Source organism: Chryseobacterium flavum, from assembly GCF_003385595.1.
Taxonomy (GTDB): Bacteria; Bacteroidota; Bacteroidia; order Flavobacteriales; family Weeksellaceae; genus Chryseobacterium; species Chryseobacterium flavum.
Genome location: NZ_QNUE01000017.1, coordinates 24051 through 46463, shown reverse-complemented (window position 1 = coordinate 46463; position 22413 = coordinate 24051). Strand labels below are relative to the sequence as shown.

Below are 22413 nucleotides of genomic sequence, written 5' to 3'. Positions count from 1 at the left end.
TATTTTCGCAGCCATAAAAGTAAATATGAAGAAACTGCTATTATCTGTTTGGGTATTAACAGCATTGGCATCATGTAAGGATGATGACAATTCCAACCATCAGGATATTAACTATTCCAGGCTTCCACAGGAATTTCCTTTTTCAAAATTAGCAACTGTAAATGGAGTAGATGTGATCAATGGCGGGTTTGGCTCCGGGGCAGCTGCTCATCCCTCAAGAAAAGGGGAATTTTATGTCATTACAGACAGAGGCCCCAACACCGATTTTCTTAATGGCAAAAAGTTTTTAGCGCCCAATTTCACTCCTACAATTATGCATTTTAAAATCAATGCTGAAGGAAATGTAGAAGTGATCAAATATATTAAATTAAAGAACCCCGCCGGTCAGCCGATAACAGGATTACCTAATCCGGAAGGAATGGGAAGTACAGGTGAAATCGCTTATGATGCTTCTGGAAATGTCCTGGGTACAGATAAATACGGTCTTGACAGTGAAAGCATTGTTGCTGCACCTGATGGGACATTCTGGGTTTCCGATGAATATGGCCCTCATATCGTTCATTATAGTGCTGAAGGAGTAGAAATGGAAAGAATAAGCCCTATTGGTGTAAACACAGGGACACGAAAATTGCCTGCAGTACTAGCGAAAAGAAGAGCTAACAGAGGAATGGAAGGACTTTGTATGACACCGGATGGAAGAACTTTAGTAGGGACAATGCAATCTATGATGTATGTTCCAACCAAGGCGCTGGCAATTAACAAGACCTTAACACGAATTGTCACCTTCGATATCATTACAGGACAGACCAGGCAGTTTTTATATAAACAGGATGGTGGTGCTTCTGATTCAGTATGCGATATCACGGCAATCGGAAATAATGAATTCCTGGTAATTGAAAGGGATGGTAATTTCGGATCACAGGGAGGAATAAAAAAAGTATACAGAATAAGTTTAACCGGTGCAACTGATGTAAACGGAACTGATATTGCAGCAGCAGACGGCATGAAAATTAATAATAAATCTCTGGAACAGAATACCTGGGATGAGATTACCGCTGCCGGAATAAAGCCTGTATCAAAAACATTAGCTGTTGACCTTGTTGCAAAGCTTGGATATGAACATGATAAATTTGAGGGAATCGTTTATTTGGGTAATAATAAACTGGCCGTTTTCAATGATGATGATTTTGGAGTGGTAGATGACGGAAATGGGAATCCTAAAGTTAAAACCCTTCCCAAAACAGGAAAAGTAGACAAAGGAACAATGTATGTAGTCGATATTCAATAATTAGATTTTTTTTAACAGAAACGGCGGAAGGTAACTTCCGCCGTTTTTATTTGGATTCAAATGAATATTAATTAAACGCTTCAATAATCTTGGAGAAATCTTCTAATTTTAAAGCAGCTCCACCAATCAGGCCACCGTCGATATCCGGTTGTGAAAAAATTTCTTTTGCATTGTCCGGTTTTACTGATCCTCCGTACAGGATGGAAACCTCATCAGCGACTTCCTGTCCGTATTTTGCAGCAATAATATTTCTTATGTGTGCGTGGATTTCCTGAGCCTGCTCCGGGCTTGCTGTTTCTCCTGTTCCGATAGCCCATACCGGTTCGTAAGCAATAACCACCTTTTTTATCTCTTCGGCAGAAAGCGTGAAAAGAGCTACTTCAGTCTGGTTTTTTACTACTTCAAGGTGTTGTCCTGCTTTTCTCTGTTCAAGAGTTTCTCCGTTACAGTAAACTGGAATAAGACCTTTATCAAGAGCTAATTTGATTTTTCTGTTACAGTGAGAATCTGTTTCTCCATGATATTGTCTTCTCTCGGAATGTCCAATTAATGAACCTGTAGCATCAATAGATTCTAACATATCTGCAGAAATCTCACCTGTGTATGCACCACTTTCATGCTCACTCATATCCTGAGAGAATACTCCGATTTCATCCTTTTCAAAGATGTCTTTAGCCATCATTAAATATAATGAAGGAGGAGCGATCCAAACCTCACAGTTGGTAGCATTGTTGTTTTTATAGCTTAGTAACTGAATCATTAATTGTTGTGCATCAATTACATTTTTGTTCATTTTCCAGTTGCCTGCAACTATTTTTCTTCTCATAAATTTATTGATTTATTACTTTTATTTTATTTGTTTGCCCGGATCTGCAGAGTTTCTAAATCTGAGCATATTTTATTATTTATTAATCCCTTCCAGTTTAAACATGAATGCATATACCAATGCAATATCCTTCAGGTAATCAAATCTTCCGGAAGCACCGCCATGTCCGTAATCCATATCTGTTTTCAGTAACAGCACATTTTTATCTGTCTTCATATCTCTTAGTTTTGCTACCCATTTGGCAGGCTCAAAATACTGTACCTGTGAATCATGGAGTCCTGTAGTGACCAAAAGATTCGGATAATTTTTCTTTTCTATATTTTCATAGGGAGAGTAGGATTTCATATAGAGGTATGCATCTTTATTATTGGGATTACCCCATTCATCATATTCATTGGTTGTTAACGGGATGCTTTCATCAAGCATGGTATTGATAACATCCACAAACGGAACCTGTGAGATGACCCCATTCCATAAATCAGGTCTCATATTGGCCACGGCACCCATTAAAAGTCCGCCGGCACTTCCTCCCTGAGCATACAGATGTTTAGGAGAAGTATATTTTTCTTTAACCAGATATTCTCCGGCATCAATGAAATCGGTAAACGTATTCTTCTTTTTCATCATCTTACCGTCTTCGTACCATTGCCTTCCCATTTCCTGCCCTCCGCGGATGTGTGCAATAGCATAAGCAAAGCCTCTGTCTAAGAGACTTAACCGGTTACTGTTAAACGATGCATCTATTGAATTTCCGTAAGAACCGTAAGCATATAACAATAAAGGACTGTTGCCATCTTTTTTGAATCCTTTCTTGTAAACGATGGAAACAGGAATTTTTGTACCGTCTTTAGCTGTAGCAAAAAGCCTTTCGGTAACATAATTTTCTTTGTTGTAACCACCCAGAACTTCCTGCTGTTTTAGCAGAATTCTCTTTCCGGTTTTTAGGTCCTGTTCATATTGTGAGCTCGGTGTAATCATTGAAGCATATCCAAAACGGAAGTTATCCGTGTTGTATTCGGGATTGCCTGAAGAATAGACCGTATACACCGGTTCATCAAATTTCAGGGATTCTTTTTTACCCGTTTTCCTGTCATAGATCATCAGCTGGGAAAGCCCGTTCTGTCTTTCACTGAATACCAGATAGTTTTTAAATTCAGTGATCCCTTCCATCAGAACATCCTTTCTGTGCGGAACAAAGTCTTTCCAGTTGGCAACTTCAGTTTTGTCTAAAGGCGTTTCTACCACTTTAAAGTTTAAAGCATCTTTATTTGTTGTGATCAGGAACTTATCCTCCAGCGGAGTTACATCATACAAAACATCCTTTATTCTCGGCTGAAAAACCCTGAAGGTTCCATTAGCATCATTAGCATCCAGATATCTTGTTTCAGAAGAAGTGGTAGCCTGGGAAACGATCATAATGAACTTCTGGTTCTTAGATTTCATTACCCCGATATAATTGGTTTTATCTTTTTCTTCATACACCGGAATATCTTTGGATGAATCAGTTCCTAAGGTATGTCTGAAAATTTTTTCTGTTAACAGCGTCTCAGGATTTTTTGAAGTATAGAAGATTGTTTTATTGTCATTGGCCCATACGGCTGATCCTGTTGTGTTTTTAATTCCAAGATCTGTTGTTTTTCCTGTTGTAAGTTCTTTCAGGAACAATTTATACTGTCTTCTGGAAACATCATCCACTCCATAGATCATCTTGTTGTTATCGGGACTGATGCTGAACCCTGATGCTGCATAATAAGGATGTCCTTCTGCAAGCTGGTCTACATCCAGAAGAATTTCCTCAGGAGCATCGAGACTGCCTTTTTTTCTGCAGTATTTGAAATATTGTTTCCCGGCCTCTGTCCTGCTGTAATAGTAATAACCATTTTTGAAAACAGGTACAGACTCATCCTTTTCCTTGATTCTGGATTTCATTTCCTGAAACAGCTTTTCCCTGAATGGCTCTGTATCTTTCATCATGCCTTCCCAGTAAATATTTTCAGCTTTCAGATAATCAACAACTTTAGTGGAATCTTTCCCCTTTTTAAAATAATCAATCATCCAGTAATAAGGATCATTAACCTTATCACCATGGATCTCCCTTATGTGATCCTGTTTTTCAGCAACAGGAGCCTTCATATCCGGGAATTTTTGAGATTGAAATGTAGATGCGCTCATTACTAATAATCCTAAATAAATTTTTTTCATGGTATTAATGATTTTTTAAACAGGTGTTGTTAGCCTATAGACCCCATAAATTTTTTAGGAGTACATAAAAAGTATGCTCCTCTTCTGTTACTTTATGATCAGCTTTAATAAGTGATTTGGCAAACCTGGCAAATTTTATACGTTCTTCTTCTGTAGAATCTTCATGGAAACATCTTGCGTGGAACTCAAAGTGGTCTTTCCACTCTTCAGGCTGCAGAAGGGCAAGCGTTTCCAGCTCATTATCAAGGTTCATTCTGAACGGAAATTCATCAGCCAGATATTGCTGTACAAGCATTCCCTCCTCAGGAGCAAATTCCCCGTCTACGGAAGAAAGGATCATTAATAAGTGATAACCGGCGATAGATTTATTTGATTTTTGCATGTTTTAATATTTTTTTACTAAATGATTCAGATTATTATTTTCTAAAATTTTATCAAGATATTTTCCTCTGCTGCTTACACCCCTCTGGTAAGGAGCAAATTTCCGGGCAACCTCATTGAATTCTTCATTCAATTTCATTAATTCGTTTAATTCATCTCCGGAAAGTGTCTTTTCAGAATATTTTGTATTGAATTGTATTAATTTTTTTACTGCGATTTCTTTTTTTACAATTTCCTCTTCAGTAGCGTTCAGGGTGCAGATCCCATATATCCCGTCACAATAAGCTTCCCATTCGCTTTCAAATGCTTCGTTTAATTTTTCCGATTCGGGGATGTTATTCACGAACATATTACCGTAAGCAAAATTTTTATCAGAATGTTCCATCAGTTTCTGAACGAACTTTTGTCTGAATTCTTCTTTATATTGAGAAGGGTCCTTCAATGCTTTGTTCTTTCTGATCAGGGAGATACAATTTTTACTGAAGTATTTTTCTGTAATTTCATTCTGAAATGCATCATTAAGAGGAGAGGTGATTTTAATATTCCGGGTAACAACATAAGAAGCTTCCGGAACCAGGTTGTTTTGAATAAGAACGGTCAGTTCATCTTTTGTAATGCCTGTTTCATTACATAATTCTTCCTCTGTAATATAGTTTTCCCTGATGTAATTGAAATTTTGTTCCATTAATTTTGATATGGTTAATTAACGTAATCTTTTGCAGGTTGTTTGTCTGTAATTCTTCCGTTTTCAAGAACGAGAACAAAAGGATTGCTGCGTGCAATGGTTTTTATTGCGGTTCCGTCCATCATTGTATTTTTAATGGTTTTAAAAGTGTTCTGATCTGTTGAAACGCCATAAATAAGAGCTCCTTTCTGACTATTCACTTTTGATTCCACTTTTTGCAGAAGATCAGCCGGAACGTCTTTCGGATGATAGGAAAATACCAGAATTGCTTTTGGTGCCTTAATGATTTCTTCAGTAAGCTCCATGCCTGCAGGATCTTCAATTTTAAATTTTACAATTTCGGATTTGTATCCTTCTTTTATCAGAACGGATTCATTTTTTCCTTCCTCAATTTTCCAGGGAGAACCCTCTTCCCAGTACTTTGTTTCTTTGATATAATCATCCTGGTTGACCTTTAAAACCTCACCGGTTTTCTGGTTTTTAAGAGAATAGAATGTTTTGTATTCAGAAGGGTTCTTATTTATTTTTTCCTTTTCTCCTTTAATGTCGGTTCCAATTTTATAATCGCGGAAATCAATGATTGGCTCATGTATGATTCCCTTGGCCATAATGTAAATCATAATCAAGGAGAAAGTTCCTAAAATATAATATTTAAACTTACCTGAAGCCTCTTTTCCTGTATTGCTATAGGAATCCTTTTTACCAAATTCTTTTCTATAGGATATAAACAGAATGATAAGACCTGCCAGTAGAGCTACATCTTTAAAGAAACTTTGCCATGGCGTAAATTTAATAGCATCTCCAAAACAGCCGCAATCCGTTACTACATTGAAATAAGCAGAATAGAAGGTGAGAAATCCGAAGAAAATACAAAGGGCTATTAATGCTGATAAGGTAAATTTGAGCTTTAATTTGAGCAGGAGCATAAATCCAAGGAAAAGTTCCAGCACTACCACTATAATTGAAAATAGTAATGCAAATTTTTCAAAAAAGGGCATATTGAAAACCGCAGGGGAGAAATACTCCTCCATTTTGAAAGAGAAACCTACCAGATCTACAGCTTTTACAAAGCCGGAAAGGATGAAGATGACCGCAATAATAAAGCGTAATAAACCTTTGATCATATTAAATAGTTTTGGGTTCGAATTGATTTTCTTTTTCAGAGAATTTAATCAGGCAGAAAACAGCATAATTCAGCATATCAAAATAATTGGCATCAAGGCCTTCCGAAACAATGGTCTGTCCCTGATTATCTTCAATTTGCTTTGTTCTCAGTACCTTCTGGTAAATCAGATCCGTGATGGATGAGATTCTCATGTCTCTCCATGCCTCACCATAGTCATGATTTTTTCTTTCCATCAATGCTTTGGCTTCGCTGGCATATTTATCATAAAGAAGTAAAATCTCTTCCTTATTTTCATTGAAATCATTGGAATAGCCTTTTTCAAGCTGGATAAGGCCAATAATAGAATAGTTGACAATAGCAATAAATTCATCTTCTTCACTTTCATCCACCATTTTTTTATCAGTCATCTGAAGGGTACGGATCCTGTTTACCTTGATATAAATCTGGTCGGTAATAGAACTTGGCCTTAACACCCTCCATGCGGCACCATAATCCTGTAACTTTTTACTGAAAAGATCACGGCACTGACTGATAACTTTTTCGAATTGTACTGACGTTTTTAGCATAAATTTTCTTAATCTTCCAAATATACGAATTAGGTTTTAGGTAACGGAAATCAGGAATAGATTTTTGAAGAATTGGTATTTTCGAAAAAGGTTTATAAACAATATCTCTAATTATCTTTTTATGTTTAAAGTAATTTAAAATACATTATATTAATTTAATACGTCAGGATTTGTCGTCATGCTCATCTATTTTTGTTTTACAATCTCTTGCAAGAATTTATAATAATACCAAAAACAAAATTTATGATTTATACTGAAGATTTTTTTTCACCGGGGAATACTAGTCCAGCAGATAATGTAGTAAGCTTAATTGACAGTTTTTCACATGAAAATGTAAATTTTAAAAAGACAACGGTTTGGCTAGACGGATCTCCAATGACAGATGCGAAAATAGATAATATTATTTATAGAAAAAAAGGAACTTTTTACTATAAAAGAGTAACGGGAAGCTCTAAAGTATTGCACGCGAAGATTTTCAATCCTTTTTGCGATGGGATTAATGATGATTGTCTAGCTATCTCTAAAATGATGAAAATATCATCTATGGGATATACCATTGATGGTAATGCATTAACCTATCATTTACTTAATAGAATCACTGAGGAGGTTGATAATTTTAGTTTTATCAACTTTAATTTTCGGCTAAATAATAACTATGACTTAGATTGTGGATGGAAAGTTACTGTTAAAAAAAACATAGTATTTGAAAATATTTTTATTGATGGAGGTAGAGGTACTTACAAAAATGAAAATGGAAATATTGAAAAATGGATCCAAGGGCCAGGAGATGCTTCTGTACCATCAATCATACCAAATTTAGTGGATGTTTTTTTATTCATACAAGGAGATAAAAAATCAAATGCCAGTATAAAAAAATTAAGAGCTGTAAACATTCATGCGATATCAGCTATTACTTTTTATTCTTATGGAAATGTGAACGTTGAGGATAGTGATTTTGAAAATATTTCAATGAAACCTTTTCATGTCTATCATTCATTTGATGATGGTGAAACACAGTCTGGTAAAACATTTATTAAAAATATAACTACGAAAAATTGTGGTTATCTTTGGGATACAATTTTAGAAAAAGTAAATTCTGATCAGAGTCCTGTCGTAAGAAACAGAGCTAATTCTAAAGGAATGATACAATGGGGGTATGGTGCTATTGTATCTTTTGGTGAATATTATATTGAAAATATAAAAGTTGAAAATTATGGTGCTTCCGCAGTTTGTTCTGACAGAAATACTAAATTCTTTGGAAACTGCATTTATATATCCAATGATTCTGACAAATTTGAATCAAATAATCCTAGTGGAGGTATGTGGTTTGAAGCTACCGGAAATGCTTATATCAGTAATTTAAGTATAGATATCAGTAATAGAAGTAGTCGAGATCTCAATTTTGACAGCTCTGCTCTCCAAACTTTTAACACAGAATTATATATTGATAATTTGCAGATTAAAACAAATGTAAATAAAGTATTGTTGAAAAAAGGGATAAGAGCAAGTTACAATAACAATAACAAAATTACTGTAAATAACCTTTATATTAGAGGTGCTTTTCAGGATCAGTCTGTATTTCATGGGATTATGGAGTTTGCTAAAGATCAGTATCCTTTAGAAAGTAAATTTGTACTTAATGAAGGAATCATTGAAGAAGGTAATCTGTTATTTTGGGGAACGGGCGAAGTTAATCTGTCAAAAATTAATGCTCTAACTTCTAAAATCGAATTCCAATCACCAGTTTCAATTCAATTTAATAAGATTTCAATTAAGGAATCTTCTTTTTATTATTTTAATACTATCACTCATTACAAACAGATGATTTTAGAAAACTCTACAATTATTTCTAATTTTTTCTATAACAGTAATAGCTCAGATGTTGTTATCAAAAACTCAAATATTAATGGAGCATTAAGCCTACCTTATACTGTAGCAGGATCTAAGATTTGTATTTCAGGAGGTGATATCGGAAGAACGCGCATCAACGGATATCATGTTTTTATAGATCATGTAAAATCCTATCAGGGACTTTATATTGATAATGCCCAATTTTTTACGATCAATAACTGTATATTAAAAACCTCAGAATCTGAGCCTGTTATTATGGTTTCGAACAATAATGACAGGCTAATCTCAGGAATGATCAGCCATAATATATTGTCTATAAAAAACAATACTTCGGCTGCAGGCTATATCCTTCTAACCCCTGAAGCAGCGACAAAAGTAAGTACATATAATAACTCTGAAACTAATTTTGACTAGATATTATGGTCATGCTGATTGATAACCAGTTAAATATAAGCTTATTATATCCAATGTCTTTTAAGGACTTTTACAATGTTGTTGAATGAAATTGGGCGTATATATTAATTATAATATATTTGTTCTACATTGATTAAATTACTTACTTCGTAATTTTGTAATATACAAAAATAGTTTTATAGATTATAAATCTCATGCTTTCAAATTCTCAAATTCCCGAACCTCAACCTGATATTTATTCACTCAACTGTAACGGTCGTCTGATACAGCTTGACGTGCCAAAAATCATGGGTATTCTCAATCTGACTCCTGATTCGTTTTCTGATGGAGGAAAATTTAATAATGAAAAATCGGCGCTGAGGCAGGCAGAAAAACTTCTCTCGGAAGGTGCGGAAATTATTGATATCGGCCCACAGTCAACCCGTCCGAATGCTGAATATTTAAGCAGTAAAGAGGAAATAAACAGGATTGGAAATATAATTCATCTGATTAAAAAAGAGTTTCCGGAAGCCCTGATTTCCCTGGATACTTTTTATGCAGAAACGGTGAAATTCGGCTTTAATGAAGGAATTGACCTGATCAATGATATTTCCGGTGGACAGTATGATGCAGAAATGTTTGATACCGCAGCTCAGACAAAGCTTCCTTACATCCTGATGCATGTGAATCCGTCTTATGAAACCATGCATGATAAAATCAGGTTTGAAGATATTACGCTGGAAGTTAACCGGTATTTTTCTCAAAAAACAAAAGAGCTTTTAGAAAAAGGAGTGAACGATATCATTCTTGATCCCGGTTTTGGTTTCGGAAAAACAGTAGAAGACCAGATGAAAATGATTGACGAAGTTGAATATCTCGGATTTGGAAGATTCCCTTTGTTGATAGGTATTTCCAGAAAGTCATTTATTTATAAGCCTCTTGGTAAATCCCCTTTGGATATCAATGAAGAAACCCAGAAACTTCACATGAAGGTGCTGGAGCAGGGAGCAAAGATTGTAAGAGTTCATGATGTCGCTCAGGCAAAGGAAACGGTGACCCGTTTTTTACAAAGAAAATAAAAAGTGTCAAAAAAACTTGTGAGTTATTAAAAAGTTTATACATTTGCAGTATGAATTTTACGAATCAAGAAAATATTATTGTCATTTCTATTATTGCTGTTGTCATTAACAACAGTAAGGAAACGGCATTTTAGACAGATTTTAATTTAAATTATATATAGGCCGTTTCAAATATGAAACGGCTTTTTTGTTTTTAATTTTTATAGAATACAGAGTATGTATCAGTTATTATCAGTAATTATTATCGTCATTATTATTATTCCCTTGCGACTGTGAGAAGGAAGGTGTATGACTGTACATATATTGAGCCCTCTCACAGCGTGAGAGGGCTTTTTTTATTCCCATTTGTTAATTTTTTAATCTCTATAACATGTATTACAACGACGACACAACCATCTATTTTGACGGAAAATTTATGAAAGCGAAAGATGCCGGAACAGATCTTTACGGACAATCCTTACACTATGGCTATTCTGTTTTTGAAGGAATCAAATCTTACAAGACAGATCACGGAACCAGGATTTTCAAGGCAAAAGAACATTATGAGAGACTGAAAAGATCAGCAGAACTGATGCACATTCCCTTCGATTATTCTGTAGATCAGCTTACAGATCTTACTTATGAGCTTCTGGAACGCAATGGCTTTACTGATGCTTATATCCGTCCATTGGTTACGTGCTCTCCCAATATGTCACTTTCAAAAGGACAGAAATCTTACCTGTCACTTCTTGCCTGGGAATGGAATAACGGATACCTGGCAGATAAAATGAAAATCATGACTTCCCCTTTTCAACGTCCTAATCCTAAGGCTTTCAAGGTTGAGGCTAAAGTAGGAGGACATTATGTAAACTCAATATTAGCCTGCCAGGATGCCAAGGACAAAGGCTATGATGAAGCGCTGGTATTGGATGAAAACGGAAATGTTGCCGAAAGTTCAGGTGCCAACATTTTTTACGAAAAGGACGGAGTTCTGTTTACACCGGCTAAAGGAAGTATCCTTCCGGGAATTACAAGACAAACCGTTATGGAGATTTGTAATGAGCTTGATATTCCGGTAAAAGAAACATTCTTTAAACCAGAGGAAATGCGTGGTGCAGATGCCGGTTTTTTCTGTGGAACAGCAGCAGAAATTGTGGCTCTGGACTCACTTGATGATGTTCCTTTTACCAGAAACTGGGAAGATACGGCAAGCGGAAGAGTGCAGCAGGCATATTTAAAATTGGTAAGAGTTCTGTCATTGTAAATTTTTAAAATTTAAATTGTTGGTATTCAATTGTTTAAATATGTTTTCTAAACCATTGAATATTGTAATTTTTAGATAACTGAAAATGAAAAGAATATTACAAAATGTAGTTTTGAATCAAAATTTAGTAAAGAACTTCAATTTAAATAGAAGAAAAGAACAGAAAATGCAGGATAAATATGTTAAATAAATATTCAAAAACATTCACTCAAAACAGTGAACAGCCCGCCGCCAAAGCTATGTTGTACGGGATAGGATTTACAGAAGAAGATATGCACAAGGCTCAGGTAGGAATTGCCAGTATGGGCTATGACGGAAATACCTGCAATATGCACCTTAATGACCTGGCTCAGGTGGTAAAAAAAGGAACATGGGAACACGGATTGGCCGGACTGATTTTTAATACCATCGGCGTAAGTGACGGAATGAGCAACGGAACAGACGGAATGAGGTATTCCCTGGTAAGTCGTGATGTGATTGCAGATAGTATAGAAGCGATCTGTGGCGCACAGTACTACGACGGACTGATCGCTCTGCCAGGCTGCGACAAAAATATGCCAGGAACCATAATCGCAATGGGAAGGCTGAACAGACCCTCCATCATGGTATACGGAGGAACTATTGCTCCAGGCTGTTACAAAGGGGAAGCGCTTAACATCGTTTCTGCTTTCGAAGCCTTGGGGAAAAAAATTGCAGGAGAAATCACTGAAGAAGATTTCGATGGTGTGGTGAAAAACTCCTGTCCCGGAGCTGGGGCATGTGGAGGGATGTATACCGCCAATACAATGGCTTCTGCCATAGAAGCATTAGGAATGAGTCTTCCGTATTCCTCTTCCAATCCGGCTTTAAGCAAAGAAAAACAACAAGAATGTCTTGAGGCGGGAAGATACCTGAAAGTATTACTGGAAAAAGACATTAAACCTTCCGATATCATGACCCGTAAAGCATTTGAAAATGCACTTCGCCTTATCGTTATTTTGGGAGGAAGTACAAACGCAGTTCTGCACTTTATAGCTATGGCAAAAAGTGTGGGCGTTCCGCTTACTCAGGATGATTTCCAGAAGATGAGCGACCAGACTCCGGTATTGGCAGACCTGAAGCCGAGTGGAAAATACCTGATGCAGGATCTGCATGAACACGGAGGAACTCCGGCGGTGATGAAATATTTGCTGGAACAGGGATTACTGCATGGAGACTGCCTTACCGTTACCGGAAAAACAGTAGCCGAAAATCTGGAAGATGTTCCGGGATTGGATTTTAATACTCAGAAAATTATAAAGCCACTTTCAGAACCTGTAAAAGCTACCGGACACCTGAGAATATTGTATGGCAATCTTGCAGAAAAGGGAAGTGTCGCCAAAATTACAGGAAAAGAAGGTGAACGCTTTGTAGGAAAAGCACGTGTATTTGATGGTGAAAAAAATCTGATCAGGGGAATTCAGGATGGAACAGTGCAGCACGGTGATGTCATTGTCATCCGCCATGAAGGCCCGAAAGGAGCTCCCGGAATGCCTGAAATGCTGAAGCCTACAAGTGCATTGATCGGAGCCGGCCTGGGAAGCAGTGTTGCTTTAATCACGGACGGACGTTTCAGTGGAGGAACCCATGGTTTTGTCGTAGGACACATCACACCGGAAGCCCATGAAGGAGGCCTGATTGCTTTTGTACACAATGATGACCTGATCGAAATAGATGCGGTAAACAATACCATACAGCTCAAAGTTTCAGAAGAAGAAATAGAAAGAAGAAAAAAAGGGTGGCAAAAACCTCCTCTTAAAGTACAGAAAGGATTGCTTTATAAATATGCATTAACAGTATCATCGGCTGCAGAAGGCTGTGTAACGGACGAAATCACTCAATAAAAAGTATATGGAAAACCTGAATTTATCAACAGAAATACAACTTACCGGAAGCCGGATCATTCTTGAGGCGTTTCTGCAGGAAGGCGTAAAAACCGTTTTCGGATATCCGGGTGGAGCTATTATTCCTATTTATGATGCCCTTTACGATTATAAGGAAACACTGAAACATATTCTTGTGCGTCACGAACAGGCAGCAGTACATGCGGCACAGGGACTGGCCAGAGTATCAGGAGAAGTAGGGGTGGTGCTGGCAACCAGCGGACCCGGAGCAACCAATCTCGTAACAGGATTAGCAGATGCGCTGCTGGATAACACTCCTTTGGTCTGTATTACAGGACAGGTTTTTGAACACCTTCTGGGAACCGATGCCTTTCAGGAAATAGATGTGATGAACGTTACAAGTCCTGTTACCAAATGGAATTATCAGGTTACTGATGCCAACGAGCTTTCCGAAGTATTGGCAAAAGCATTTTACATTGCCAAGTCAGGGCGTCCCGGTCCTGTATTGATTGATGTGACTAAAAATGCCCAGCTTCAGTCTGTTGATTATAAAGGATATGCTCCATGCCATTCATTGAGAAGCTATAAACCGGATCCTGAACCATGTTTTGAAAGTATTGAAAAGGCAATATCGTTAATTAATGAAGCTGAAAGGCCATTTATCATTGCAGGACAGGGAATTATGCTGGGGAAAGCTGAAAAAGAATTTTTACAATTTGCTGAAAAATCAGGAGTTCCTGTAGCATGGACCGTTTTAGGAATGAGCGCCATTCCAACAAACCATCCGCAGGCTGTAGGAATGGTAGGAATGCATGGAAACTATGGTCCCAATATATTAACCAACGAATGTGATGTTCTGATTGCTGTAGGAATGCGTTTCGACGACCGTGTAACAGGAAGACTGGATCAGTATGCAAAACAGGCAAAAATTATTCATCTGGATATTGATAAAGCAGAGATCAATAAAAACGTAAAAGTTGATGTCCCGGTTCTTGGTAACTGCAAACATACTCTTCCCCTTCTTACGGAAAGGGTTGTAAAAAGAGAACATCATGCCTGGCATGAAAGATTTAAAAAATGCCATGAAGTGGAAAATACCAACCTGATTCATACAGAGCTTTATCCCGATGAAGGTGAGATTACCATGGGAGAAGTGATCCGTTATCTGAATGAAATGACGCAAGGTGAAGCTATAATTGTGACAGACGTAGGACAGCATCAGATGGCAACATGCCGCTACTCTCACTTCAAACATTCCAGAACCAATGTGACAAGTGGAGGGCTGGGAACGATGGGGTTCTGTCTTCCCGCTGCGATAGGAGCATCCTATGCGGAAACCGGCCGGCCTGTTATTGCAGTGATGGGTGATGGCGGAGCACAGATGAATATCCAGGAGCTGGGAACTATTATGCAGTATCATCCGGAGGTGAAAATTTTAATTCTTAATAATTGCTATCTGGGAATGGTGAGACAGTGGCAGGAATTGTTTCATGAAGAAAGGTATTCTTCAGTAGATATTCAGAGCCCTGATTTTGTTCAGGTGGCAAAAGGATACAATATTCAGGGAAACAGGGTGTCTGAAAGAGAAGATCTGAAGTGGGCACTCCGTGAAATGCTTGATCATGAAGGAGCTTTTCTTCTTGAAGTGATGACAGGAAAAGAACACAATGTATTTCCGATGATTCCCCAGGGGAAAAGTGTTTCGGAAATTGTATTAAATAATAAAGTTTAAAAATAAAAAAGATGAAAACGGATCATAAAGAATATACCATTACAGCGTATACAGAAGATTATTTAGGATTGATCAGCCGCATCAATGCTATTTTTTCGAGAAGGAGAATTTCTATGGTGACCTTTAATGTAGGCCCTTCGGAAATGGAAAAAGTAAAAAAGTTTGTCATCGTGATCAGGGAAACGGAAGATTCTGTCCAGAAAATCAGCAGACAGATGGAAAAACAGGTTGACGTTCTGGAAGTGCATTATCATAGAAATCCTTACCTGACGGCAGTAGAACACGCTAGCTAAGCTCAGAAATTAACATCATAAAGTAATAAATAAAATCAAAAAAAATGGCAAAATTGAATTTTGGAGGAGTAGAGGAGAATGTAGTAACAAGAGAAGAATTTCCGTTGGAAAAAGCTCAGGAAGTATTAAAAAACGAAGTTGTGGCAGTCATTGGATATGGAGTACAGGGACCAGGACAGGCGTTGAACCAGAAAGATAACGGAATTAATGTCATTGTTGGGCAGAGAAAAAACTCCAAATCATGGGATAAAGCAGTAGCGGACGGGTTTGTACCGGGAGAAACATTATTTGAAATCGAAGAAGCACTGGAAAAAGGTACCATTATCTGCTATCTTCTGAGTGATGCCGCACAGATTGAATACTGGCCAAAAGTAAAACAGCATCTTACCCCTGGAAAAGCGCTGTATTTTTCACATGGTTTTGGTATTACATTCAATGAGCGTACAGGAATTGTTCCTCCGGCTGATGTGGATGTCTTTCTGGTAGCACCAAAAGGTTCAGGAACATCATTGAGAAGAATGTTTCTGCAGGACAGAGGTCTGAACAGCAGTTTTGCCGTATATCAGGATGCCACAGGAAAAGCCAAAGAAAGAGTAACAGCATTGGGAATTGCAATAGGAAGCGGATATCTGTTTGAAACCGACTTTAAAAAAGAAGTATACAGTGATCTTGCCGGAGAACGGGGCACATTGATGGGAGCTGTACAGGGAATATTTGCCGCTCAGTACGATGTATTGAGAAAAAATGGACACAGCCCTTCGGAAGCTTTTAACGAAACCGTAGAAGAATTAACACAGTCATTAATGCCTTTAGTGGCAGAAAACGGAATGGACTGGATGTATGCCAACTGCAGCACAACCGCTCAGAGAGGTGCTTTAGACTGGTGGAAGCGTTTCAGAGATGCTACTTCGCCTTTGTTTGAAGAACTGTATGACAATGTAGCTAAAGGAAATGAGGCACAACGCTCGATTGACAGCAACAGCAAACCGGATTATCGTGAAAAGCTGGAAGCAGAACTTACTGAGCTGAGGGAAAGTGAAATGTGGAAAGCCGGTAAGACAGTGCGCAGCCTGAGACCCGAAAACAATTAATTACTTAAAGATGATGAAAGAGGAAGTAAGTTCCTCCGTTTTAGAGCATGTCTATAAAGCGGAGGAACGATTAAAAGATGTAGTGGTAAAAACACCTTTGGCTGTCAATAATAATTTGTCAGCCATTTATGAAGCAAGCATCAGCTTTAAAAGAGAAGACCTGCAAAGAGTAAGATCCTATAAAATAAGGGGTGCATACAATAAAATGGCCACCATGTCACAGGAAGAACTGTCCGGAGGGGTCGTTTGCGCCAGTGCCGGAAACCATGCGCAGGGAGTGGCCTTTGCATGCCATACCATGAAGGTGAAAGGAACGATTTTTATGCCTCTGCCAACACCAGGACAAAAGCTCGAACAGGTAAAGATGTTCGGTGGAGAATACATCGATGTTATTTTATTTGGAGACACATTCGATGAATCTAAAGATGCTGCGATGAGGTTCTGCAAAGAGCATAACAGTGTATTTATTCATCCTTTTGATGACCCGGCGATTATTGAAGGCCAGGCCACAACAGCGCTGGAAATCCTGGAACAGGCAGAAGGTATGGTTGATTATCTTTTTGTTCCGATTGGCGGAGGTGGACTGGCGGCAGGAATATGTACTGTATTTCAGCATTTGTCTCCTCAAACAAAAATTATTGGCGTAGAACCTTCAGCGGCTGCGAGCATGAAAAAAGCCCTGGAAAAGGGTAAACCTGTTCTTCTTGAAAAGATCAGCCGTTTTGTAGACGGGGCAGCTGTACAGCAGGTAGGAGAAATCACTTTTGAACGTTGTAAAAATATCCTGCATGATATGGCTACGGTAGACGAAGGACTGGTCTGTGAAACCATATTGTCACTGTATAATAAAGATGCCATCGTGGTAGAGCCGGCCGGAGCGCTTTCAGTAGCGGCACTTGACAAATATAAAGAAGAGATAAAAGGTAAAAATATAGTGTGCATTATCAGCGGAAGCAACAATGATATCACGCGTATGGAAGAAATCAAGGAGAAAGCTTTGCTTCATGCAGGATTAAAGCATTATTTTCTTGTAAGGTTTCCGCAGCGTCCCGGAGCATTGAAAACTTTTGTAATGGATGTGCTGGGACCGGATGATGATATTACCTATTTTGAATACACCCAGAAAAATTCCAAAGAAAAAGGAATTGCAGTTGTGGGAATTGCCTTGAAAAAAAACAGTGATTTTCCTCCTTTGATGAGCAAGATGAAGGAATATGATTTTTTTGTTAACTATCTGAACAATGACCCTGCGCTGATGAACCTGCTTATTTAAAAGATCATATTCAATATTAAATTATTTCGCATTCAATCAGATTCTAAAAACACAACGATGAAATGAAAAAGCTTCACGATCCGTGAAGCTTTTGTTTTTTTGACAATGTTAAATGACATAAGAAACTAAAGCGTTAAGAAAATGAATTCTGTGAACGTTAAAAAACTCTATTGTTTGAGTGCGGGACAATCTGTGATTCTCAATATAGACTGTTCCGCACGAGTTTAGAGTTTTTAGAGAACAGATTTCATTTTTAGCGGAAGTTTCTAAGTCTTGAATTTTTGATTCTTTTGTTTCAAGAAAAAGAATAATGAAGAAAATATCTTTTGATATTCAGGAAGCAGAATGGTTCATTCAAATGAATTTGACTCTTAACTTTCCTTGCAACTTAAATTCTTCTTAATGCTTTAATTCTCTTATAGATTATCTTTCAAGCGAAAAATTCGCAATTACTTTTGGGCGTTCCGTTTCATTAGCTACTTTCCAGGATGTTCTGTACATCCACTCAGTCATTTTATAAAGCTTTTTGTAATTGATATTTTCAGATTCATCCTGCGGAGTGTGGTACTGATCGTGCAACACACTGGTGAAAAATACCGCCGGAATCCCGATTTTAGCATACGGAAGATGATCACTTCTGAAATAGAAATATTCAGCATGACTCGGAGAATCCCAATCTTTCAGGTATTTGAATTTTGTACTTTCATTATTGGCTTCTTCGGCCATTTTCACAAGCTCTTCAGAATTTTTATGAGGAGCATTGCCTCCCAGTAAAGCAGCTTCATTATTGTCATTTCTTCCGATCATATCACCATTCAGAACGGCTACAATTTTCTCTTTCGGAACAACAGGGTGGGAGGCATGCCATCTTGAACCCAGCAGCCCTCTTTCTTCAGCTCCATGGAAAACAAACAGAATGCTTCTTTTTCCCGGCTGCTTTTTATAAGCTCTTGCCATAGCAAGCATTGCAACGCATGTACTTGCATTATCGTCAGCACCGTTATAGATAGTATCATTCTTTACAGGATGCCTGATTCCATCATGATCCTGGTGGCCGCTTAGCAAAACATATTCATTTTTAAGGACCGGATCAGTCCCTTCTATTTTCCCGATAATATTTACTGAAGGATATTTGTAGGTTTCAGTGATCAGGTTCAGAGAAGCTTTGGGACTGTTTTTTACCCAGTCTGCATTTTCTCTTTTGAGCCATAAAACAGGAATATTATTCGTGATTTTTTCTCTTAATCCTTCCACGCCGTAGCTTCCTCTTGTCATTTGAGGCAGTACTTCTACCCAGCTTTGCTCGGAAATATTGTCGGTGATGAAAATAATTGCTTTTACACCCAGTTCAGCTGCTTTATTGTAATATTTGTTTCTTACAAATCCCGGATATCTTCTTACGAAAAGAGTCATATCCTTAGAAATATTTTTATCTGAAGCATTTACTGCAAGGACTTTTCCTTTGATATCCAGTTTTGAAAGATCTTCAGGTTCTGTGTTTCCTGCATATACAATTTCAGCGTCTACAGAAGCATTCACTGGTTCTGCAACTAGGAAATCCTTCCATAATTTTAAACTGTTGTCTCCGATTTTCAGAGTGCTTTGCGGGATAACCTGATGTCTGTACATGTCAAAAAACTGGAAAAATGTTCCGTTATCTCCGGCAGGTTTCATCCCTGCTTCTTTGGCCTTGTCAGCAAGCCACATGGAAACTTTCAGCTCATCCAGGGTTCCGGCTTCACGTCCCCAAAACTGATCGGCAGCCAGTTCGTACATATCTTTTCTGAGATCTGACTCTCTGATTGCTGATATCAGAGGCTTTTTATACTGCTGGGCATTCCCTGTACCGAAGAGTAAAAGAGCCAGCAGGGGAAAAATATATTTCTTATTCATTGGTATTTTAATTAAAATGAGCCAGCTTTTCTGAAAACTGTTTGGAGAACTCTTTTCTGTCTTCTTCCAGTTTTTCCGGAGTAGAAGGTAAAATATAATTAAAAAGGATCTTACTGTTGTTATCCAGGAAGATAATTTCCTTTTCATTCCCGTCAATCATCTGTGAGAAAATCTCCCACATTGAAGTATCTTTTAACTTTAATAATTCAAAAAACTGTTCTGCCTTTATTTCGATCGTCTGCATATTATTTATTATGTTTTATTAGCTAATTTAGAATTCCAGGAATTTAAGCTTAAACTGAATGGCAAAGTTTTGTTTGAAGTTCGGAGTGGTATAATAACCAACCCTGTAAAATAATCCCAGGTTAAAATAACTTGAAAGGAAGTTATTCCACTCCAGTCCGACTTCCTGGTACAAATGATTCAGGGGCTTAAAACGGAATTGATGGTACTCCGGATGTTTCATATTTCCAACGGTTCCCCGCAATACAAAATCGAAACTGGAAACATTGTGTCCGAAGCTTTTGAAATACCACGGAAGTTTATGGGTAAAATAGTAGGCAACAAATTTATCGTTATAGTATTTTCCTCCTTCCAGTGTTGCAAACCCCAGAAATGAGGTTAGGTTGAAATTAAAATCTTTGCCCGGAGAAGCCAGTCCGTTCATTGTAAAGTTTTTCCATATCGGAGCTTCTCCAAATACCATACCTCCATACAGCCTGAAACCGGTTGTTCCCAAAGGAGTCTTAAAATTATGGACAAAAAGGGCATCAAAACGGGAATAATTAAAATCTCCGCCTAACATTCTGTAACTCTGTTCATAATTAAAATACAGCTCGGGATATTTCTGATCGATCAATGATTTTCCCTGCGGGGTCATGATATTGGTAGAGTTTGGAGAATACTTTAATGTAAATAGCGTATTGAAGTTTTTAAATGAAGAACCTTTATCCCTGAACTGATAGTCAAATTGAGCTTCTTCAATATTCCTTCTCACGGCAAGCGCAAGGGTCAGGCCGTTTGTTACATCATTCAGATAGGATAGTGATGCACCTTTAAAATGAAAATATTTGTCATTATTAAGGTTGTTACCAAAGTTCATCATCCTCATTTTAAAGTTCCATAATCTTCTGTAAAATTCACCTGAAGCGGTTACATCATCATAGAATTCAAATCTGAAAAACGAGTTTTTCTCTAAAGTCGTTTTCATATCCAGCCCCATTCCAAATTTCCATTCCCTGTCTTTCACACCGTATGCAAAATAATAATCAGGAGAGAAGTATGGGTTAAAGTTTTCATTCATTTTGGCCTTTAATCCAAGTCTGAATCCTTCATAGGAGTTGTAATTGACAATCTCATCTACAGCAAAATCTACAGAGCCTACTCTGATCTGGCCGTTCAGTAATCCTGAAACAATCTGTGCTTTATTATCAATTTTATATTTTCTGCCTAAGCTGTCAATGGTTTTGTATGTGTTCCGCTCCCGGTCAGTTAGAGGATCTGTCCGGTAACCTTCCAGTGAGTGTCCGTCCAGGCTTTTTACTGAGAAGGTATATCCTTTGAAATCTTTTGGGTTTTCTTCAATGGGAGATTCAAAATCAAAATACCGGGAGGTTAGGAAAGCATAAGTACCAAAACTTTTCTTGTCTTTCTTGTTGAGGCGGTCTTTATCGTCCATTGCCATTTTGCCCATTTTCAGTTTTGCTTTTTCATGGGCAAGGAACCATTTATTATTGTAAAATACCCAGGTGCTGGTGATAATTCCGTCATTTTTGTTTTTGCTGAAATTTTCAATTTTTTTAACGCCGTATGTTTCTGTATCTACATAGATAGCCCCGTTGTATTTCCTTTTCCGGTCAGGGTTTTTATAATTTACTTCCCTGAACCGGATAACAAAATTTTTTCTTCCATCCAATTCGATAGTATCAGACAGGAAGAATCTGTATAAACCCCTGTTTTCCTGTTTGATCTGCTCAGGAACGACATCCCTGTTACTCTGCTGAAGAGCGATCATTTCGTAAACCGGCTGCTTCAATCCTGAAATCCTGTTATCAAGAATATTGATTTTTTCCCCGTATTTTTTTGAGTATAAAAACTCTTGTGCCCGCTCCCAGAGGAAAAGTTTGCTTTTTGAAAATATCTTTCTTGCCGTACTATTGTTCAGTGAATCCTTTTCTCTTTTCTTTTTGAAAATACTTAAATCATTGAAGTACTCCTGAAATTGGGAAATACTGTCTTCATCAATGTCCAGAGATATCTTTTCATAAGATTTATAAGAATAGGATCCTAAACTTTTTGGTGAGTTTTCCTGAAATAGCTTATTCACTTTTTTAAGGATTTCCAAGGCTCTTGGATCACTTTTGTCTTCAATAACAACAGCATCAATTGCAGTGGTTTTTGAATTTTTTTTAATAAGTGAAACCTCCATACTGCTTTCTACAGTTGCAGTTTCCCTTTTATAGGAATCTGCTTCAACACTGATTGTATTGCATATTGTCTTAAATTCAAGAACACCCTGAGCATTTGTATAGCCCAGAACCTGATCATTACAGGATACCTTTGCATTGGAAACAGGTTTTTGACTGGTGTCATCAACAATTTTAATCTTTGATTGTGAATACCCCAAAAA

18 protein-coding genes are annotated in these 22413 nt (G+C 37.6%); 9 read left to right on the top strand and 9 right to left on the bottom strand.

Features of this window, described 5'->3' with window-relative positions; genetic code table 11:
* Positions 1-25: 25 nt before the first annotated feature.
* Positions 26-1288, top strand: coding sequence for an esterase-like activity of phytase family protein (locus DRF59_RS17240; RefSeq protein WP_115963097.1), 1263 nt, complete (start codon positions 26-28; stop codon positions 1286-1288).
* A 67-nt stretch (positions 1289-1355) separates the two neighbouring features.
* Here the strand turns inward: DRF59_RS17240 and tpiA are convergent, their stop codons facing one another.
* The 6 genes from tpiA to DRF59_RS17210 form a co-directional block, all read right to left on the bottom strand.
* Positions 1356-2114, bottom strand: a complete 759-nt coding sequence (gene tpiA, locus DRF59_RS17235) for a triose-phosphate isomerase (RefSeq protein ID WP_002980856.1) — start codon at positions 2112-2114, stop codon at positions 1356-1358.
* Positions 2115-2189: 75 nt separating this feature from the next.
* Entirely contained in the window at positions 2190-4316 is a 2127-nt protein-coding gene (locus DRF59_RS17230) for a S9 family peptidase (protein ID WP_115963094.1), read from the bottom strand.
* 34 nt (positions 4317-4350) lie between these two features.
* The gene (locus DRF59_RS17225) at positions 4351-4698 is read right to left on the bottom strand and encodes a tellurite resistance TerB family protein (RefSeq protein WP_115963091.1); all 348 of its coding nucleotides are present in this window, start codon (positions 4696-4698) and stop codon (positions 4351-4353) included.
* Positions 4699-4701: 3 nt separating this feature from the next.
* Positions 4702-5382, bottom strand: coding sequence for a DUF6058 family natural product biosynthesis protein (locus tag DRF59_RS17220; protein ID WP_115963088.1), 681 nt, complete (start codon positions 5380-5382; stop codon positions 4702-4704).
* A 14-nt stretch (positions 5383-5396) separates the two neighbouring features.
* Entirely contained in the window at positions 5397-6506 is a 1110-nt protein-coding gene (locus DRF59_RS17215; RefSeq protein WP_115963085.1) for a BT_3928 family protein, read from the bottom strand.
* A 1-nt stretch (position 6507) separates the two neighbouring features.
* Complete coding sequence (locus DRF59_RS17210) at positions 6508-7074, bottom strand: DUF1599 domain-containing protein (protein WP_115963082.1); 567 nt, start codon at positions 7072-7074, stop codon at positions 6508-6510.
* A 243-nt stretch (positions 7075-7317) separates the two neighbouring features.
* Here DRF59_RS17210 and DRF59_RS17205 point away from each other — a divergent pair, with 243 nt between their 5' ends.
* The 8 genes from DRF59_RS17205 to ilvA all read left to right on the top strand — a co-directional run bounded on the left by DRF59_RS17205 (position 7318) and on the right by ilvA (position 17891).
* A complete protein-coding gene (locus tag DRF59_RS17205) occupies positions 7318-9339 on the top strand; it encodes a hypothetical protein (RefSeq protein ID WP_115963079.1) in 2022 nt (673 codons plus the stop codon).
* 287 nt (positions 9340-9626) lie between these two features.
* Positions 9627-10397: a dihydropteroate synthase gene (gene folP, locus DRF59_RS17200; RefSeq protein ID WP_185144932.1), complete on the top strand. Its 771-nt coding sequence runs from the start codon at positions 9627-9629 to the stop codon at positions 10395-10397.
* A gap of 370 nt (positions 10398-10767) precedes the next feature.
* Positions 10768-11640, top strand: coding sequence for a branched-chain-amino-acid transaminase (ilvE, locus tag DRF59_RS17195; protein ID WP_115963073.1), 873 nt, complete (start codon positions 10768-10770; stop codon positions 11638-11640).
* 179 nt (positions 11641-11819) lie between these two features.
* Positions 11820-13502, top strand: coding sequence for a dihydroxy-acid dehydratase (gene ilvD / locus DRF59_RS17190; RefSeq protein ID WP_115963070.1), 1683 nt, complete (start codon positions 11820-11822; stop codon positions 13500-13502).
* Positions 13503-13509: 7 nt separating this feature from the next.
* Positions 13510-15234 (top strand): biosynthetic-type acetolactate synthase large subunit, encoded by a 1725-nt coding sequence (gene ilvB / locus DRF59_RS17185; RefSeq protein WP_115963067.1) that lies wholly within the window; start codon positions 13510-13512, stop codon positions 15232-15234.
* Between the two features lie 11 nt (positions 15235-15245).
* Positions 15246-15527, top strand: coding sequence for an ACT domain-containing protein (locus DRF59_RS17180; RefSeq protein ID WP_002980829.1), 282 nt, complete (start codon positions 15246-15248; stop codon positions 15525-15527).
* 44 nt (positions 15528-15571) lie between these two features.
* Positions 15572-16618 (top strand): ketol-acid reductoisomerase, encoded by a 1047-nt coding sequence (gene ilvC / locus DRF59_RS17175; RefSeq protein WP_115963064.1) that lies wholly within the window; start codon positions 15572-15574, stop codon positions 16616-16618.
* Between the two features lie 10 nt (positions 16619-16628).
* A complete protein-coding gene (gene ilvA / locus DRF59_RS17170; protein ID WP_115963061.1) occupies positions 16629-17891 on the top strand; it encodes a threonine ammonia-lyase IlvA in 1263 nt (420 codons plus the stop codon).
* 423 nt (positions 17892-18314) lie between these two features.
* Here ilvA and DRF59_RS17165 read toward each other — a convergent pair whose 3' ends face one another.
* The 3 genes from DRF59_RS17165 to DRF59_RS17155 are packed head-to-tail and all read right to left on the bottom strand — an operon-like array spanning position 18315 to position 22410.
* Positions 18315-19784: a M20/M25/M40 family metallo-hydrolase gene (locus DRF59_RS17165; protein WP_115963058.1), complete on the bottom strand. Its 1470-nt coding sequence runs from the start codon at positions 19782-19784 to the stop codon at positions 18315-18317.
* Between the two features lie 7 nt (positions 19785-19791).
* On the bottom strand, positions 19792-20028 hold the full coding sequence (locus tag DRF59_RS17160) for a hypothetical protein (RefSeq protein ID WP_115963055.1): 237 nt from the start codon (positions 20026-20028) through the stop codon (positions 19792-19794).
* A 27-nt stretch (positions 20029-20055) separates the two neighbouring features.
* On the bottom strand, positions 20056-22410 hold the full coding sequence (locus tag DRF59_RS17155; protein ID WP_241505624.1) for a hypothetical protein: 2355 nt from the start codon (positions 22408-22410) through the stop codon (positions 20056-20058).
* Positions 22411-22413: the final 3 nt, after the last annotated feature.

Excerpts from the sequence above, each read along its gene's own strand:
- DRF59_RS17240 (WP_115963097.1), top strand. The coding sequence starts at position 26 with ATGAAGAAACTGCTATTATCTGTTTGGGTATTAACAGCATTGGCATCA.
- tpiA (WP_002980856.1), bottom strand. The coding sequence starts at position 2,114 with ATGAGAAGAAAAATAGTTGCAGGCAACTGGAAAATGAACAAAAATGTA.
- DRF59_RS17230 (WP_115963094.1), bottom strand. The coding sequence starts at position 4,316 with ATGAAAAAAATTTATTTAGGATTATTAGTAATGAGCGCATCTACATTT.
- DRF59_RS17225 (WP_115963091.1), bottom strand. The coding sequence starts at position 4,698 with ATGCAAAAATCAAATAAATCTATCGCCGGTTATCACTTATTAATGATC.
- DRF59_RS17220 (WP_115963088.1), bottom strand. The coding sequence starts at position 5,382 with ATGGAACAAAATTTCAATTACATCAGGGAAAACTATATTACAGAGGAA.
- DRF59_RS17215 (WP_115963085.1), bottom strand. The coding sequence starts at position 6,506 with ATGATCAAAGGTTTATTACGCTTTATTATTGCGGTCATCTTCATCCTT.
- DRF59_RS17210 (WP_115963082.1), bottom strand. The coding sequence starts at position 7,074 with ATGCTAAAAACGTCAGTACAATTCGAAAAAGTTATCAGTCAGTGCCGT.
- DRF59_RS17205 (WP_115963079.1), top strand. The coding sequence starts at position 7,318 with ATGATTTATACTGAAGATTTTTTTTCACCGGGGAATACTAGTCCAGCA.
- folP (WP_185144932.1), top strand. The coding sequence starts at position 9,627 with ATGGGTATTCTCAATCTGACTCCTGATTCGTTTTCTGATGGAGGAAAA.
- ilvE (WP_115963073.1), top strand. The coding sequence starts at position 10,768 with ATGTATTACAACGACGACACAACCATCTATTTTGACGGAAAATTTATG.
- ilvD (WP_115963070.1), top strand. The coding sequence starts at position 11,820 with ATGTTAAATAAATATTCAAAAACATTCACTCAAAACAGTGAACAGCCC.
- ilvB (WP_115963067.1), top strand. The coding sequence starts at position 13,510 with ATGGAAAACCTGAATTTATCAACAGAAATACAACTTACCGGAAGCCGG.
- DRF59_RS17180 (WP_002980829.1), top strand. The coding sequence starts at position 15,246 with ATGAAAACGGATCATAAAGAATATACCATTACAGCGTATACAGAAGAT.
- ilvC (WP_115963064.1), top strand. The coding sequence starts at position 15,572 with ATGGCAAAATTGAATTTTGGAGGAGTAGAGGAGAATGTAGTAACAAGA.
- ilvA (WP_115963061.1), top strand. The coding sequence starts at position 16,629 with ATGATGAAAGAGGAAGTAAGTTCCTCCGTTTTAGAGCATGTCTATAAA.
- DRF59_RS17165 (WP_115963058.1), bottom strand. The coding sequence starts at position 19,784 with ATGAATAAGAAATATATTTTTCCCCTGCTGGCTCTTTTACTCTTCGGT.
- DRF59_RS17160 (WP_115963055.1), bottom strand. The coding sequence starts at position 20,028 with ATGCAGACGATCGAAATAAAGGCAGAACAGTTTTTTGAATTATTAAAG.